The 15,737-nt window shown below is 71.1% G+C and carries 12 protein-coding genes; 4 read left to right on the top strand and 8 right to left on the bottom strand.

Annotated features, from left to right (window positions below; genetic code table 11):
- Positions 1-37 precede the first annotated feature (37 nt).
- Both ACTG9Q_RS03940 and ddaH read right to left on the bottom strand, forming a co-directional pair.
- Positions 38-805 (bottom strand): siderophore-interacting protein, encoded by a 768-nt coding sequence (locus ACTG9Q_RS03940; protein WP_455571176.1) that lies wholly within the window; start codon positions 803-805, stop codon positions 38-40.
- 477 nt (positions 806-1,282) lie between these two features.
- Positions 1,283-2,155 carry a dimethylargininase gene (gene ddaH, locus ACTG9Q_RS03935; protein WP_455571175.1) on the bottom strand — a complete coding sequence of 291 codons (873 nt, stop codon included), beginning with the start codon at positions 2,153-2,155 and terminating at the stop codon, positions 1,283-1,285.
- A 75-nt stretch (positions 2,156-2,230) separates the two neighbouring features.
- Here ddaH and ACTG9Q_RS03930 point away from each other — a divergent pair, with 75 nt between their 5' ends.
- The 4 genes from ACTG9Q_RS03930 to ACTG9Q_RS03915 all read left to right on the top strand — a co-directional run bounded on the left by ACTG9Q_RS03930 (position 2,231) and on the right by ACTG9Q_RS03915 (position 6,575).
- Positions 2,231-2,680 (top strand): Lrp/AsnC family transcriptional regulator, encoded by a 450-nt coding sequence (locus tag ACTG9Q_RS03930; protein ID WP_455571174.1) that lies wholly within the window; start codon positions 2,231-2,233, stop codon positions 2,678-2,680.
- Between the two features lie 11 nt (positions 2,681-2,691).
- A complete protein-coding gene (locus ACTG9Q_RS03925; RefSeq protein ID WP_455571173.1) occupies positions 2,692-3,450 on the top strand; it encodes an enoyl-CoA hydratase in 759 nt (252 codons plus the stop codon).
- A 183-nt stretch (positions 3,451-3,633) separates the two neighbouring features.
- Positions 3,634-5,520 carry a 2-oxoacid:acceptor oxidoreductase subunit alpha gene (locus ACTG9Q_RS03920; RefSeq protein ID WP_455571172.1) on the top strand — a complete coding sequence of 629 codons (1,887 nt, stop codon included), beginning with the start codon at positions 3,634-3,636 and terminating at the stop codon, positions 5,518-5,520.
- Entirely contained in the window at positions 5,517-6,575 is a 1,059-nt protein-coding gene (locus tag ACTG9Q_RS03915) for a 2-oxoacid:ferredoxin oxidoreductase subunit beta (protein WP_455571171.1), read from the top strand. Before ACTG9Q_RS03920 ends, ACTG9Q_RS03915 begins: the two co-directional genes overlap by 4 nt.
- Before the next feature lie 50 nt (positions 6,576-6,625).
- Here ACTG9Q_RS03915 and ACTG9Q_RS03910 read toward each other — a convergent pair whose 3' ends face one another.
- The 6 genes from ACTG9Q_RS03910 to nuoL all read right to left on the bottom strand — a co-directional run bounded on the left by ACTG9Q_RS03910 (position 6,626) and on the right by nuoL (position 15,722).
- Positions 6,626-7,066, bottom strand: a complete 441-nt coding sequence (locus ACTG9Q_RS03910; protein WP_455571170.1) for a sunset domain-containing protein — start codon at positions 7,064-7,066, stop codon at positions 6,626-6,628.
- Positions 7,067-7,143: 77 nt separating this feature from the next.
- The gene (locus ACTG9Q_RS03905) at positions 7,144-9,330 is read right to left on the bottom strand and encodes a sunset domain-containing protein (RefSeq protein ID WP_455571169.1); all 2,187 of its coding nucleotides are present in this window, start codon (positions 9,328-9,330) and stop codon (positions 7,144-7,146) included.
- A 167-nt stretch (positions 9,331-9,497) separates the two neighbouring features.
- A complete protein-coding gene (locus ACTG9Q_RS03900) occupies positions 9,498-10,508 on the bottom strand; it encodes a polyprenyl synthetase family protein (protein WP_455571168.1) in 1,011 nt (336 codons plus the stop codon).
- A gap of 131 nt (positions 10,509-10,639) precedes the next feature.
- The gene (gene nuoN, locus ACTG9Q_RS03895) at positions 10,640-12,187 is read right to left on the bottom strand and encodes an NADH-quinone oxidoreductase subunit NuoN (protein WP_455571319.1); all 1,548 of its coding nucleotides are present in this window, start codon (positions 12,185-12,187) and stop codon (positions 10,640-10,642) included.
- A 26-nt stretch (positions 12,188-12,213) separates the two neighbouring features.
- Positions 12,214-13,815, bottom strand: coding sequence for an NADH-quinone oxidoreductase subunit M (locus ACTG9Q_RS03890; RefSeq protein WP_455571167.1), 1,602 nt, complete (start codon positions 13,813-13,815; stop codon positions 12,214-12,216).
- Positions 13,812-15,722, bottom strand: a complete 1,911-nt coding sequence (gene nuoL, locus ACTG9Q_RS03885; RefSeq protein ID WP_455571318.1) for an NADH-quinone oxidoreductase subunit L — start codon at positions 15,720-15,722, stop codon at positions 13,812-13,814. Before nuoL ends, ACTG9Q_RS03890 begins: the two co-directional genes overlap by 4 nt.
- Positions 15,723-15,737 lie beyond the last annotated feature (15 nt).

Below are 15,737 nucleotides of genomic sequence, written 5' to 3'. Positions count from 1 at the left end.
CCGATGTACCAACGGATCGCGGGCGGGGAAGGTTCCGCTAGTTGCCGCTCTCACCCCGGCGCCAGTAGGTCGTCGGCCGGACTCGGGCGCGCGGGAAACCCCGTTCCGACAACAGGTGCGCGCGTACGGCGAGCATGGCGGCGCGCTCCCCCGCCATCCAGACTTCCGGCAGGCCGGGGGGCAGATCCGCGGCCCGGATGGCGTCGACGAGAACGGTGCTCTCCCCCGCGGGGACGCCGTCGCGGTGCAGCCAGACGACGTTCTCCAGTGGCTGTTCCTCGCCGGTGTCGGCGACTTCGACGAACGCCCGAACGGGCTTGTTCACCGTCCGCAGAATCGCGGTGATGGCGGGCAGGGCGGTCTCGTCGCCCGCGAGGAGGTACCAGTCGGCGTCCGGGTCGGGCTGATAAGCGGGCGAGGGGCCGACGAAGATCACCTCGTCGCCGGGCCGGACGCGGGCGGCCCACCTCGACGCCGGTCCGCTGTCGCCGTGCAGGACGAAGTCGAAGTCCACCTCATTGGTCGCCTCGTCGTGGCGGGCGATGGTGTACGTCCTGGTCAGCGGCCGTATCTGCGACCAGCGGGCGCGGGCGTCGGCCAGGGTGCCGGGCAGGTCGGTGCCGGGCGGGTAGAGGTAGAGCATCACGTTCTGGTCGGTCCGCACGTCCTGCAACGCGGCCAGCGACTCGTGCTGGACGGTCACACGGGCCATCCGGGGGGTGAGGCGGGTCACGGCGACCACCGGGACGCGCCAGAGGCGGGGCTCCGGCCTGCGGGAACGCTTGCGGGGCTGGTCGGTGTTCATCACCGCCCATCTTCGCGTGCCTGCCGGTGGCCGCCGACACCCCGGTACTGCTTCCGCGTTCGGCCCCAGAGCACGCTGCCACGCGAAAGCCCCTGCTCGTCACCCCCGCCGAGCCGCCCGGCTCCCCAGCGTCGGCCACGTGACGATCGGCGGCACCACGCCACTGCGCAATTCCTCAATACCCTCGTGATCGGCGCACTCGCCGCAGATCCGCAGACACCCATCCCCCACCACCCGCGACACGTGCTCCCACTCCGCCTTCGGCCCCCACCCGCACCGAGGACAGAGGCACCGATCCACCAACTCCTGGATCAGCCGGGCGTAGTTGTCCACCAGCCCCACGCTCAACCGCCCGTAGCCAATGAGCGCGGTGGCGACGCATTCCCTGTGCATCGCCGGATTCTGGCCTCACAGCAGCCACCCACCGACGCAACCGCGACCGTGTCGCCCAGGTTCCGTCGATGGAGTGGCAGCCGGTCAGCCCCGGAGTTCCATGGTGCAGCACTTGGGGCCGCCGCCGGATTTGCGGAGTTCGGAGATGTCGACGGGGATGGGGGTGTAGCCGTGGGCCTTGAGGGAGCCGATCAGGTGGGTGGCTTCGGTGGCCACGACGACGTTGCGGCCGTCGGAGACGGCGTTGAGGCCCAGGCAGGCGGCGTCGGTTTCGGTGGCGAGGATGGCGTCGGGGTAGAGGCGGGACAGGACGCGTTGGGTGCCGGGGGAGAAGGCGTCGGGGTAGTAGGCGACGTGGGCTCGGCGGGTGGGGGTGGCTTCGGTGAGGACGGTCAGGGCCACGTCCAGGTGGTAGTAGCGGGGGTCGACCAGTTGGAGGGAGACGACCGGGACGCCCAGGACCTCTTGGGCTTCGGCGTGGGCGGCGGGGTCGGTGCGGTAGCCGGTGCCCGCCAGCAGCACGTCACCGGTCCAGGTGAGGTCGCCTTCGGCCTCGTTGATGCGGGAAGGCATGGTGACGTCGCGGTAGCCGGCTGAGAGGAACCAGCGGCGGTAGTGGTCGGCTTCGGCGGCGCGCTCGGGGGCGCGGAAGCGGGCGCCGAGGACGCGGCCGTCGATGACGGTGCCGGAGTTGGCGCTGAAGACCATGTCGGGCAGGCCGGGGACCGGATCGATGGTCTCGACGGTGTGGCCCAGCGACTCGTACGCCGACTTCAGGGTGGACCACTGGGCCACCGCGCGAGCGGTGTCCACCGGGCGGGTCGGGTCCATCCACGGGTTGATCACGTACTCGACGGTGAAGTGGCGGGGCTCGCACATCAAGTAGCGGCGCGTGGTGGGGACGCGCTCGGCCACGGACAGCACGACCGTGGACTGCGTGGTGGACGCTGTGGTCATGGATCGAAATGTAAGGGTGCGGATAACCAACGAACAATGTCGCTGCGTTGCGGCTATCCATACATAATGTTGCGTATGGATGCCATTGATCAGCGAATCGTTGCGCAGCTGGTTGCCGACGCGCGGTCCAGCTACGCGGAGATCGGGAAGGTCGTCTCCCTGTCGGCGCCCGCGGTGAAGCGGCGGGTGGACCGGTTACTGGAGGCCGGGGTGCTCAGGGGGTTCACCGCGGTGGTCAACCCGGAGGCCCTCGGCTGGGGCACCGAGGCCTTCGTGGAGGTGTTCTGCGACAGCAACGTCTCCCCCGACCGCATCCGCCAGCGCCTCGAACCGCTCACCGAGGTGGTCGCGGCCTACACCGTCTCCGGCGCCGCCGACGCGATAGTGCACCTGCGGGCGGCCAACATCCACCACCTCGAGGACGCCCTCGAACGCCTGCGCGCGGTCGACATGGTCTCGCGCACCATCTCCACGGTGGTGCTTTCCACACTCCTGGAACGCCCACCCGCCCCGGAACCTCGCTAGGTTCGACTGCCATGACCGTGCAGATCGAGCGCCGCGGCGGCGTGGCCGTCATCACCCTGGACGACCCCGACCGGCGCAACGCGCTGACGCTGGAGATGTCCCAGGACCTCGCCGACCTCGTCGAGGGGTGCGCCGAGGACGGCACCGTCAACGCCATCGTGGTCACCGGCGCGCCGCCCGCCTTCTGCGCGGGCGCCGACCTGACCGTGCTCGGCCAGTCGAAGGAGGACGGGCTCAAGCGCATCTACGCGGGGTTCCTCGCGGTCGCGCGCTCGCCGCTGCCGACCATCGCCGCGGTCGGCGGCGCCGCGGTGGGCGCGGGGCTCAACCTCGCCCTGGCCGCGGACGTGCGCCTAGCAGGTCCGAAGGCCCGTTTCGACGCGCGGTTCCTGCAACTGGGCATCCACCCCGGCGGCGGGATGACCTGGATGCTCCAGCGCGTCGTCGGCCCGCAGGCCGCCGCGGCGATGACGCTGCTCAAGCACGTCCCCGACGCGCGGGAGGCCAAGCGGCTCGGGCTCGTGCTCGACACCGTCGACGGCGACCACGACGACCTCGTCGCCGCCGCCGTCGCACTGGCCGCACCAGCGGCGGCGGCCCCGCGCGACCTGGTGATGTCCACCAAGCGGACGCTCAGGGCGACCGCGGCGATGTCGGGGCATGATGGAGCCATAGCCGCGGAGCTGACCGCCCAGGTGGCCTCCATGGAGACGCCCGAGTTCGCCGCGCTCCTGGCAGCCATGAAGGCGCGGATCACCAAGCCGGGCTGAGACAATCCACACATCGGACACCGCGTCCGACATCCGGGATACTGTTACCGCGAGTCACAGTAACATCAGGTACATATCAGGTAGACCGGGATACTGGGCACCCGGTGGCCACGCTTGGCCAGGAGCCTGGAGGGCCGTACTACCCTCGCAGACGTCGCGGCGGCGGCCAGGAGAGAGGGATCGATGAGCACTAGTCTCGACGGCGGGTCGGCTGCCAAGCCTGCCCAGGTCACCAAGCTGGACCGGGTGGTCATCCGGTTCGCCGGTGACTCCGGTGACGGCATGCAGCTCACCGGCGACCGGTTCACCTCGGAAGCCGCGGCGTTCGGCAACGACCTGTCCACGATGCCGAACTTCCCCGCGGAGATCCGGGCGCCCCAGGGCACCATCCCCGGCGTCTCCAGCTTCCAGGTGCACTTCGCCAGCTACGACATCCTCACCCCAGGCGACCGCCCCGACGTGCTGGTGGCGATGAACCCGGCCGCGCTCAAGGCGAACATCGCCGACCTGCCCCCCGGCGGCACCCTGATCGTCAACACTGACGAGTTCGTCAAGCGCAACCTGACGAAGGTCGGCTACGACACCAGCCCGCTCGAAGACGACTCCCTGGCCCAGTACCAGGTCTACGAGGTGGCGATGGCCACCCTCACCCAGGGCGCCCTCGCCGAGACCGGCCTCGGCAAGAAGGACGCCGAGCGCTGCAAGAACATGTTCGCCCTCGGCCTGCTCTCCTGGATGTACCACCGCCCCACCGAGGGCACCGAGCGGTTCCTGCGCGAGAAGTTCGCCCGCAAGCCCGACATCGCCGAGGCCAACGTGCTGGCCTTCCGCGCGGGCTACTACTACGGCGAGACCACCGAGGCATTCGCGGTCACCTACGAGGTCGCCCCCGCGAACCTCAACCCGGGCACCTACCGCCAGATCACCGGCAACACCGCCCTGGCCTACGGGCTCGTCGCCGCCGCTGAGCAGTCCGCGCTGCCGATCTTCCTCGGCACGTACCCGATCACCCCGGCCAGCGACATCCTGCACGAGCTGAGCAAGCTCAAGCACTACAACATCACCTCCTTCCAGGCCGAGGACGAGATCGCGGGCATCGGCGCCGCGCTGGGCGCCAGCTACGGCGGCGCGCTCGGCGTGACCAGCACCTCCGGTCCCGGCATCGCGCTGAAGTCGGAGACCATCGGCCTCGCGGTGATGACCGAGCTGCCGCTCATCGTCATCGACGTGCAGCGCGGCGGCCCGTCCACCGGCCTGCCGACCAAGACCGAGCAGGCCGACCTGCTGCAGGCGCTGTTCGGGCGCAACGGCGAGTCCCCGGTCGCGGTGCTGGCCCCGCAGTCGCCCGCCGACTGCTTCGCCATGGCGGTGGAGGCCGCGCGCATCGCGCTGGCCTACCGCACGCCGGTGCTGCTGCTCTCCGACGGCGCGATCGCCAACGGCTCCGAGCCGTGGCTGATCCCCGAGCTGTCGACGCTGCCCGACCTGAGGGTGCAGTTCGCCACCGAGCCCAACGGCGCCGACGGCGAGTTCCTGCCCTACCTGCGCGACCCGGAGACCCTGGCCCGCCCCTGGGCGGTGCCCGGCACGCCCGGCCTCCAGCACCGCATCGGCGGGCTGGAGAAGGCCGACGGCACCGGCAACATCTCCTACGACCCGGACAACCACGACCGGATGACCCGGCTGCGCCAGGCCAAGATCGCGGGCATCACGGTGCCCGACCTCGAGGTCGAGGACCCCTCGGGCACGGCGACGACGCTGGTGCTCGGCTGGGGGTCTTCCTACGGGCCCATCGGCGCGGCGTGCAGGCGGGTCCGCAAGCTCGGACACGACGTGGCCCAGGCCCACCTGCGCTACTTGAACCCGTTCCCCAAGAACCTCGGCGAGGTGCTGGCCCGCTACGACAAGGTCGTCGTGCCGGAGATGAACCTCGGCCAGCTGGCCATGCTGCTGCGCGCGCGCTACCTGGTGGACGCGATCAGCTACACCAAGGTGGCGGGCCTGCCGTTCATGGCGGAGGAACTGCAAGGCGTGCTGCTGGACTTCGTGAAAGGGGCCGATGCCGCGTGACCACGATCGACCTGGGTCTGCCCGGCCTGGCGGGGGTTCCCACCGCTGACGAGCCGCAGAAGGCCAAGGACTACAAGTCCGACCAGGAAGTGCGCTGGTGCCCCGGCTGCGGCGACTACGTCGTGCTCAACGCCGTGCAGTCGTTCCTGCCGTCGCTGGGGCTCAAGCGGGAGAACATCGTCTTCGTCTCCGGCATCGGCTGCTCCTCGCGGTTCCCGTACTACATGAACACCTACGGGATGCACTCCATCCACGGGCGCGCCCCGGCCATCGCCACCGGCCTGGCCACCGCGCGGCCGGACCTGTCGGTGTGGGTGGTCACCGGTGACGGCGACGCGCTGTCCATCGGCGGCAACCACCTGATCCACACCCTGCGCCGCAACGTGAACCTCAAGATCCTGCTGTTCAACAACCGGATCTACGGGCTCACCAAGGGCCAGTACTCCCCCACCTCCGAGCCGGGCAAGGTCACCAAGTCCACGCCGATGGGCTCGCTGGACTTCCCGTTCAACCCGGTCTCGCTGGCCCTGGGCGCGGAGGCCACGTTCGTCGGCCGAGCGCTGGACTCCGACCGCAAGGGCCTCACCGAGGTGCTGCGCCAGGCCGCCGAGCACCGCGGCTCGGCGCTGGTGGAGATCTACCAGAACTGCCCGATCTTCAACGACGGCGCCTTCGACGCCCTCAAGGAGCCGGGCCAGGCCGAGCGGCGGCTCATCCCGCTGGAGCACGGCAAGCCGATCCGGTTCGGGGCCGAGGGCGAGTTCGGCGTCGTCCGCTCCGGCTTCGGGTCGCTGGAGGTCGCGAAGGTCGCCGAGGTCGGCGAGGCGGCGCTGGTCGTGCACGACGCCCACGCCACCGACCCGTCCTACGCGTTCGCGCTGTCGCGGCTGTCCACGCAGGACCTGAGCCACACCGTGACGGGCGTGTTCCGCTCGGTGCGCAGGGAGACCTACGACGACCTCGCCAGGGCCCAGGTGGCCGAGGCCAGGGCGGCGAAGAAGACCGACCTGCGGGCCCTGCTGCACGGCAAGGACACCTGGACCGTCATCGGCTGAGCAGGCCACGTCGTGACGAGCGGGCCCTCCCCATCGGGGGAGGGCCCGTTTCACGTGTCCCAGCGCGTCAGGCCGGCCCGTTCGGCGTCGGTCGGGTTGCGGAACCACAGCTGCGCGCGCACCCGCGGGTACTGCGGCGACTCGGTGGTGTGGAAGTGCTCGGCGATGCCCTTGACGGTGTACTCGTCCGAGGGCGCGCCGCCGTCGGGCAGGGGCAGCGCGGAGCCGGGGTACGGCCCGGGGGCCACTTCCACCGCGGACCACCGCTCGTCGTAGTCGTCCTGGTCGATCAGCGCGTCGTCGTCGAGGAGCCCGTCCAGCGTGCCGGACAGCCTGCCCTCGGCGGTGGGCACCGGGATGCCCCCGGTCGGCGGGTCGACGACGGCGCGGGCGTCCGTTGAGAACTCGCGGATCTCGCGCTGCCTGCACAGCCACACGGCCGCGATCCCCAACAGGAACGACAGCGCACACAGCACGAGTGGTCGACGCACCACAGCCCTCCTAGCCCGACCCTCGTTGTATCACCCCGCAACGATCACCGCGAGCCGAACCGGCTCAGGCCAACGGCTCAGGCCAGCGGTCGGAAGCCCACCCGCTCGGCGTCGGCGACCGAGCGGAACCACACCTCCGCCACCGTGCGGTCGAACTTCGCCGACTCGGGGGAGCAATAACGCAGCGCGGTGACGCTCGCCTTCACCCGGTACTCGCTGGACGGGGAGTGCCCGCCCGGCAGCGGCATCGCCGAGCCCGGACCGAAGGGCCCCGGCGGGACGAAGGTGTCCACGCCGCCGGGCGAGACCTGGGCCGCGCGGCCGCGGCGCGGCTTGCTCACCGCGGGGACCGGCGCCTTGGCCGCGCTCGCGGCCTCGTCGGCCGGGCGGATGGGCTCGAACAGCGACCGCGACCGCTCCGCGTCGGAGCCCTGGCGGGGCACCGAGGGCGTGGCGGAGCCGGTCTGCGACGGGACGGACGGGCCTGCCGGGGTGGAGGTGCGCACCCCGAACGGGAAGCGGTCGCCGGGCTTCTTCGGCACCCGCTTGGGCAGCGACCCCGGCAGCTGCGGCGCGGCCTCCGGGTCGGGGATGACCGGGTCCGGCTCCTCGTCGACGGGCTCGGGCACGCTGGGCGCGAAGACCGCCGGGTCCGGCTCGCGGCGCGCGGGCTCCACCGGCGTGGCGGGCTCGAACATCGACGGCTCGGGCTCGCGGCTGTCGCGGACGGGCGGGGCGTACGTGGTCGGCTCAGGCTCGCGCTCACGGCGCTTGGGCAAATCCAGCTCAGGCGCGGGCGCGTACATCGTGGCCTCGGGCTCGGGCTGACGCTCATGCCGCTTGGGCAGGTCCAGCTCGGGCGCGGAGGCGTACACCGTGGCCTCGGGCTGGCGCTCCGGGCGCTTGGGCAGGGCGTGGCCCGGCTCCGGCCTGCGCGAGCCGTGCGCCGCGTCGGGCTCGGGCTGGTCCTCGTCGTCGTGGCGGTGGCCGAGGGCCGGGGTGTAGACGGTCGGCTCGTGGTCCGGGCGCCGCTCGGGCTCGTGCCGGGTGGCCGGGCCGTGGCCGTTCTCCGTGGGGTCGGCGGTGGCGACGGCGGGGGTGAGGGCAGGGAGGTAGGTGGTGGCCGGGTCCCGGGGGCTGTCGGGCTCGTCGAGGCTGTGGGCGCCTCGGGAGGTGGCCCACTCCTCCTCGTCGTCCGGGGTCAGGGCGTCGGCGAAGTGGCCGCGGTGGGGGTCGATCCCGTCGAGGTCGTCGGCGCTGTCGGCACCGTCGGCGCTGTCGGCGTCATCGAGGTCGTCGACCAGGGAGCCGTCCTCGTCGATCTTGCGGATCAGCTCGGCCGGGATGGGGGTGGTGTGCTGGGTGAAGATCGTGCCGCCGCGGGCGTACCGGTCGCCGTCCCGGTCATCAGCCCGGTCATCAGCCCGGTCGTCGTCCTGCTCGTCGGCGGTGGTGGCGTCGTCGGGGAGGTCGTCGACCAAGTGCTCGTCGGCCCGGTCGTCGGCGCGGTCATCGGCGCGGTCATCGGCGGCCCGGTGGCCTGGCCGGTCATCAGCCCGGTCGCCTGCCTGGTTGTCGGCCCGGTCGTCGGCCCGGTCGTCGGCGTCGAGGCGGGAGGCGTCGAAGCGCTCGGCGGCGGGGAACCAGTCGACCTCGGGCGGGGCGGCGACCGGCTCGTGCGAGGCCACCGGCGGGGCGGCCATCAGCTGGGTGGTCTCGACGGGGGTGATCGCGGGCGGCTCGGCGGGCTCGTGGGCGGGCTCCGGCGGCGCGGTCAGCTCATCGGGCGAGTCCGCCGCGCGGGAGTCGAAGGGCCCCCGGGAGCCGGGCCGCGAGTCAGGTCGCGAGTCGGGCCGGGAGCCGAAAGAGCCACCGGAGTTGAAGGAGCCACCGGAGTCGAAGGAGCGCCCGGAGTCAGAGGAGGGCTGAGGGTCGAAGGAACGCCCGGAGTCGAAGGAGCGCTCGGGGCGCGAGTCGGGGGACTGCTCGGCGCGGGAGCCGTGCGCGTCCGCCGAGCGCTCGGCGTCGAGGTAGTCCGCGTACCCGTCGTCCCGGCGCGCGGCGTCGGAGCGGTCGAACCCGGGGAGCAGGGCGGCCGGCGCGGCGTCCTCATAGGAGGGCTTGCGCCTGCGCGCGTCGGCCAGGCTCTCCTCCAGCTCGATGGCACGCCTGCGGGCGGGTCGGGCAACGAGCGCCCAGCACAGGAGCGCGCCGACCAGGAAACTGGCGAGGCTCCAGAGCCACACCTCCCCGAACAACCCCATCGTGCCTCTTCTCCCTCCCGGTCCTGCCACACATCGCGCCAGACCGTCGCTGAAAGACTAGGAGAGGCTACTGCGCCTCCTGATGTGCCGTGCGCCAGCCGGTGGATTCCGCGAACGAATCACAGAGCCCATTCCGATACCCCGCCGAGATTGCGCCGTGATAGCGCTCAGTGCGTCCGCTCGACCACGTAGCGTGTCAAAAGGTGCAGGGCCTCGCGCGCCGGGCTCTCCGGAAGGATGGCGAGTTCGGCGTCCGCGCGCGCTGTGTAGTCATCGAGGGTCTGCCGGGCGCGCTCCAGCCCCGGCGACTTCCGCAGCAGGTCCAGGGCTTCCTGCAGCGCGGCCTCGTCGGTGATGGGACCGTCGAGAAGCGACACCAGGCGGGGGTCGGGGTCGTCGGCCAGCGCGTAGAGCATCGGCAGGGTCCGCACGCCCTCGCGCAGGTCGGTGCCCGGCATCTTGCCGGACTCCGCCGCGGGGGAGGCGATGTCGATGACGTCGTCGGAGAGCTGGAACGCCGCGCCGACGACCTCCCCGACCCGCTGCAGGACCTCGGTGTGCTCGATGGGCGCGCCCGCGAACATCGCGCCGAAGCGGCCCGCGGTCGCGATCAGCGAGCCGGTCTTCTGCGCGATCACCGACAGGTAGTGCTCGATGGGGTCCGCCCCGCGCGCGCCGATGGTCTCCCGCATCTGGCCGGTGACCAGCTCGCGCATCGTCTCCGAGATCACCCGGGTGGCGGCCGGGCCGAGGTCGGCGACCAGCATCGAGGCGTGGGCGAAGAGGAAGTCGCCGGTGAGGATGGCGATGGAGTTGCTCCACCGGGCGTTGGCGCTGGCGTCGCCGCGGCGCATCGTGGCCTCGTCCATGACGTCGTCGTGGTACAGCGTGGCCAGGTGGACCAGCTCGACGGCGGCGGCCGCGGCGATCACCTCGTCGGTCGCGCCGGTGCCGAACTCGGCGGCGACGAGGGTGAACAGCGGGCGGAAGCGCTTGCCGCCCGCGCGGACCAGGTGCAGCGCGGCGTCGTCTATGTAGTCCACGTCGCTGTGCACGGTGGTGCGCAGGACGTCCTCGACCTTCGCCAGACCCGCGATGACGGCCGCCGTCAGCGCCGGGTCCGCGTGGTCGAGTCCCAGCGACGCTGGCAGAACGGCCGAGTTCTCGGTGGCAGACACAGTCTCAGAGCCTACTTGCCCGACTTCGCCCAGTTCAGACGAATGCCGCCGGAACACCGCGTGGCGCTCGTCCCACAAAAAGAGGCGGGCGCGACCGGGGGTCCGGCCGCGCCCGCCTGACGAACGAGTCCCTACCGGATCGCGAACGTCCCGCCGGCGGCCCAGTCCAGGGCGAACGCCGGGGCGACGCCCAGCAGCAGCGTCACGATGACGCCCAGGGTGATCGCCGCGGTGGTGAACGCGCCGGGCACCGTGACCGTCGGGCCGTCCTCCGCGGGCGCGCTGAAGTACATCAGCACGATCACCCGGAGGTAGAAGAACGCCGCCACCGCGGAGGCCACCAGGGCGATGACGACCAGCGGGGCCATGCCGTCGGCGATCGCGGCCTCGAAGACCACGAACTTCCCGATGAACCCCGACGTCAGCGGAATCCCCGCCAGGGCGAGCAGCAGGAACGTGAACACCCCGGCCACCAGCGGCGAGCGCTTGGCCAGCCCCGCCCACTGCGACAGGTGCGTCGCCTCGCCGTCCGGGCCCCGCACCAGGCTGATCACGCCGAAGGCGGCCAGCGTGGTGAAGCCGTAGGTCAGCAGGTAGAACAGGGTGCCGGACAGGCCCTTCTCGGTCAGCGCGATGGCGCCGATGAGCAGGAAGCCCGCGTGCGCGACCGACGAGTAGGCGATCATCCGCTTCACGTCGGTCTGGGTCAGCCCGAGCACCGCGCCGATGACCATCGAGATGATGGCCACGCCCCACAGCACGCCGCGCCACTCCCAGCTGGTCGACTCGAAGGCGACCTGCAGGACCCGCAGGATGCCGCCGAACGCGGCGACCTTGGTGCAGGCGGCCATGAACGCGGTGACCGGGGTCGGGGCGCCCTGGTAGACGTCCGGGGTCCAGGTGTGGAACGGGCCGACGGACGCCTTGAACAGCAGGCCGACCACGAGCAGGCCGAGACCGGCGAACAGCAGGGTGTCGGAGCGGTCGGTGCCCGCCGCGGCGGCGCCGATGTCGGCCAGGCGCACCGATCCGGAGTAGCCGTAGAGCAGGGCGACGCCGTAGAGGAAGAACGCCGAGGCGAACGCGCCGAGCAGGAAGTACTTGACCGCCGACTCCTGCGACAGCAGCCTGCGCCGACGCGCCAGGCCGCACATCAGGTACAGCGGCAGCGACAGCACTTCCAGCGCGATGAACATCGTCAGCAGGTCGTTGGCCGCGCAGAAGATCATCATGCCGCCGAGCGCGAACAGCGTCAGCGGGAAGACCTCGGTCTGCATCCCGGTCGACTGGACCTGCGCGCGGTCCTGCACCGTGCCCGGCCGGATCGCCGCGGTGGCCACGAACGCCCCGCCCGGCTCGACCGAGCGGTCGGCGATGAGCAGCACCGCGCCCACCGACAGCGCCAGCAGCGTGCCCCACAGGAACAGCGCCGGTCCGTCGACGGCGATGGTGCCGTACATGGCCAGCTCACCGCCCGCGGGCGCGTCGACGAGGTAGCCCGCCAGGGCGGCCCCCGCGCCGACCACGGCCAGCAGGGTCAGCACGACCTGGGCCGACCAGCGCTGGTGGCGGGGCAGGAACGCCTCGACGAGCACGCCGACGCAGGCGGCGCCGAGGATGATCAGCACCGGCCAGATGGCGCCGACGGGCGGCGGCTCGATCCCGGTCGTCTCGGGCACCGGCAGCGGTTCCTGGGCCAGCAATTTCACGAACACTGCGGTTGCTCCTCATCGGACTGCACCGGGTCGACCAGACCGGCCTCGCACATGGTGGCCGCCACGGAGGGCTCCACGACGTCCAGCACCGGCTTCGGGAAGATTCCGAGCGCGACGATCAGCAGGACCAGCGGGGCGAGGACGAGCTTCTCGCGCCCGGACAGGTCCAGGATGGCCTTCTTGGCGCCGACTTCCGGCGCGATCACCGCACCCGGTCCGCCCGCGGCGCCGATGATGGCGTCGCCGCGCAGCGGGCCCTGCATGATCCGCTGGTAGAGCCAGAGCACGTAGAGCGCGGCCAGGATCATGCCGACCGTGGCGATGATCGTGTACACCGGCGCGTTCGGGAACGAGCCGACGAGCACCAGGAACTCGCTGATGAAGGAGTTGGTGCCCGGCAGCGACATGCTCGCCAGCCCGGCGATGAGCAGCATGCCCGCCAGCAGCGGGGTCAGCTTGGCCATGCCGCCGTAGTCGGCGATGCGGGTGGAGCCGCCGCGGGCGATCACCATGCCCAGCACCAGGATCAGCATGCCGGTGGCGATGCTGTGGTTGACCATGTAGGTCACCGAGCCCGCCAGCGACTGCGTGCTGAAGGCGAAGATGCCCAGCGCGATGAATCCGAAGTGGGCGATGGACACGTACGCCACGAAGCGCTTCATGTCCGACTGGCCCGCGGCCAGCAGGGAGCCGTAGATGATGCCGACGACGGCCAGCACCAGCACCAGCGGCGCCAGCTCGCGGCTGGCCTCGGGGGTCATCGGCAGCAGGTAGCGCAGGAAGCCGAACGTGCCGACCTTGTCCAGGATGCCGACGAGCAGCACCGCGACGCCGATGGGCGCGGCGGAGGTGGCGTCGGGCAGCCAGGTGTGCAGCGGCACCAGCGGCGCCTTGACCGCGAAGGCGGTGAAGAAGCCGAGGAAGATCCAGACCTGGGTGGACAGCGGCGCCGCGGCGACGACCCCGACCAGCTCCTCCCACAGGAACGTGCCCTGCCCCAGCTTGTCGGCCGAGAGCGAGTACGCCCCGATCACCGACGCCAGCATGATCAGGCCGCCGAGGAAGGAGTACAGGAAGAACTTCACCGCCGCGTACTGCCGGTTGACCCCGCCGTAGGAGCCGATCAGGAAGTACATCGGGATCAGCATGATCTCGAAGAGGACGTAGAACAGGAACACGTCGGTCGCGGCGAACACCCCGACGGTCAGCGCCTGCTCCAGCAGGATCAGCGCGAAGAACCCGCCCTTGGTGCGGCCCTCCGGCAGCCGGTCGGCCCAGCCCGCGCCGATCACGATGGGCACCAGCAGCGCGATGACGGCGATCATCACCAGCGCGATGCCGTCCACGCCCCAGGCGATGTGCACGCCGAAGGCGGGAATCCAGTCCACGGTGCTGCCCAGCTGGAGCCGCTCGCCCGCCGGGTCGTACAGCGCCCACGCCACGCCCGCCAGCACCAGCTCCACGACGCTGAACGCCAGGGCGGCCAGCTTCGCGGTGTGGTCGTTGCCGCGCAGGGCCACCACGACCGCCGCGCCGACCAGCGGCACCAGCAGCAGCGCGTAGAGCACCCAGGAGTCGGCCGTGGATGTCATGCGAACCTCACCATCAGCAGTGCGGCGATCACCAGGATCGATCCGCCGAGCATGGACAGCGCGTAGGAGCGCACGAAGCCGGTCTGCGTGCGGCGCAGGCGCCCGGAGCTGCCACCGAGACCCGCGGCGATGCCGTTGACCAGGCCGTCGACACCGCGGTTGTCGACGAAGACCAGCGCCCTGGTCAGCCAGATGCCCGGCTTGGCGAACAGCGCCTCGTTGAGGTGGTTGCCGAACAGGTCCGCGCGCGCGGCCCGCACCGGGAAGGACACCCGCTCACGCCGCTCGACCGGCTGCGGGCTGCGACCGAAGACCAGGTACGCGATCACCGCGCCGATCAGCGCGACGACAGGGCTCAGGATTTCCACCATGCCGTACGAGATCAGCCCGTCACGCTCGACGACCTCGCCAACGCTCGGAGCCAGCCACTGCGGCAACGTCGTGTATAGGAGCACGCCACCGAGGACTGAGCCGACAGCCAGCACCATCATCGGGATCGTCATGGTCGATGGGGACTCGTGCGGGTGGTAGGCCTTGCCGTCCTCGCTCTTGAGATTCTCCCAGCGCGGCTTGCCGAGGAACACCAGGATCAGCAGGCGGGTCATGTAGAACGCGGTCAGCAGCGCGCCCAGCATGGCGACCCCGCCGAAGACCCAGCCACGCCAGCCCGGCTCGCCGAAGGCGGCATAGATGATCTTGTCCTTGGAGTACCAGCCCGCGGTGAACGGGAAGCCGATGAGCGCCAGGTAGCCCAACGCCCACGTGGCGAAGGTGATCGGCATCTTCTTCCAGAGCCCGCCCAGTCGGCGGATGTTGCCCTCGTCGTTCATGCCGTGCATGACCGAGCCCGCGCCGAGGAACAGCCCGGCCTTGAAGAAGCCGTGCGTGAGCAGGTGCAGGATGCCGAAGGCGTAGCCCGCCGGGCCGAGGCCCACGGCGAGCATCATGTAGCCGATCTGGCTGACCGTGGAGTAGGCCAGCACCTTCTTGAAGTCGTCGTAGGCGCAGCCGATGACGCACCCGAGCAGCAGCGTGAACGCGCCGACGATCATCACGACCAGGCGCGCGTCGGCGGCCTGCGGCAGCGAGTAGATCGGGCTGGAGCGGGCGATGAGGTACACGCCCGCGGTCACCATCGTCGCCGCGTGGATCAGGGCCGAGACCGGGGTCGGGCCCGCCATCGCGTCGGGGAGCCACGCCTGCAGCGGGAACTGGCCGGACTTGCCGCACGCGCCGAGCAGCAGCAGCAGGCCGATCGCCACGATCACCGCGGTGGACTGCTCGCCGATCTGGGCGAAGACCTCGGTGTACTGGGTGGTGCCCATGTGCGTGAACATCAGGAAGATCGCCAGCGCGAGGCCGACGTCGCCGACCCGGTTCATCAGGAACGCCTTCTTCGCCGCCGTGGCCGCGAAGCCCTTGCCCTGGTACCAGCCGATCAGCAGGTAGGACGCCAGGCCGACGCCCTCCCAGCCGAAGTAGAGGGTCACGAACCCGTTGCCCAGCACCAGCAGCAGCATCGCCGCGACGAAGAGGTTGAGGTAGGCGAAGAACCGGCTGCGATCACGCTCCTCGTGCTCCATGTAGCCGATCGAGTAGATGTGGATCAGCGCGCCCACACCGGTGATCAGCAGCACGAAGGTCAGCGACAGCGGGTCGATGCGCAGTCCGAAGTCGACGTCGAGGGCCTGGACCGGTATCCACTCGAACAGGAACAGGTCCTGGGTGCGCTTCTCCGCGCCCACGCCCGTGGTCTCGAAGAACATGACCAGGCCGAGGACGAACGAGGCCACGATGGTGGCGCTGCCGAGCAGGTGCCCCCAGCGCCGCGCGTGGCGCCCGGCGAGCAGCAGCACGGCCGCGCCGAGGGCGGGCAGCACGAGCAGCAGCCACGCCATCGACGCCATGCCGGTCGCGGGCAC

This window comes from Actinokineospora lacus (assembly GCF_053813445.1).
Note: the sequence above shows the minus strand (reverse complement) of the source record. Positions and strands in the feature narration are given on the sequence as shown.

Bases quoted from the DNA above. Each gene is read 5' to 3' on its own strand.
- ACTG9Q_RS03940 (WP_455571176.1), bottom strand. From the start codon at position 805: ATGAACACCGACCAGCCCCGCAAGCGTTCCCGCAGGCCGGAGCCCCGC.
- ddaH (WP_455571175.1), bottom strand. From the start codon at position 2,155: ATGACCACAGCGTCCACCACGCAGTCCACGGTCGTGCTGTCCGTGGCC.
- ACTG9Q_RS03930 (WP_455571174.1), top strand. From the start codon at position 2,231: ATGGATGCCATTGATCAGCGAATCGTTGCGCAGCTGGTTGCCGACGCG.
- ACTG9Q_RS03925 (WP_455571173.1), top strand. From the start codon at position 2,692: ATGACCGTGCAGATCGAGCGCCGCGGCGGCGTGGCCGTCATCACCCTG.
- ACTG9Q_RS03920 (WP_455571172.1), top strand. From the start codon at position 3,634: ATGAGCACTAGTCTCGACGGCGGGTCGGCTGCCAAGCCTGCCCAGGTC.
- ACTG9Q_RS03905 (WP_455571169.1), bottom strand. From the start codon at position 9,330: ATGGGGTTGTTCGGGGAGGTGTGGCTCTGGAGCCTCGCCAGTTTCCTG.
- ACTG9Q_RS03890 (WP_455571167.1), bottom strand. From the start codon at position 13,815: ATGACATCCACGGCCGACTCCTGGGTGCTCTACGCGCTGCTGCTGGTG.
- nuoL (WP_455571318.1), bottom strand. From the start codon at position 15,722: ATGGCGTCGATGGCGTGGCTGCTGCTCGTGCTGCCCGCCCTCGGCGCG.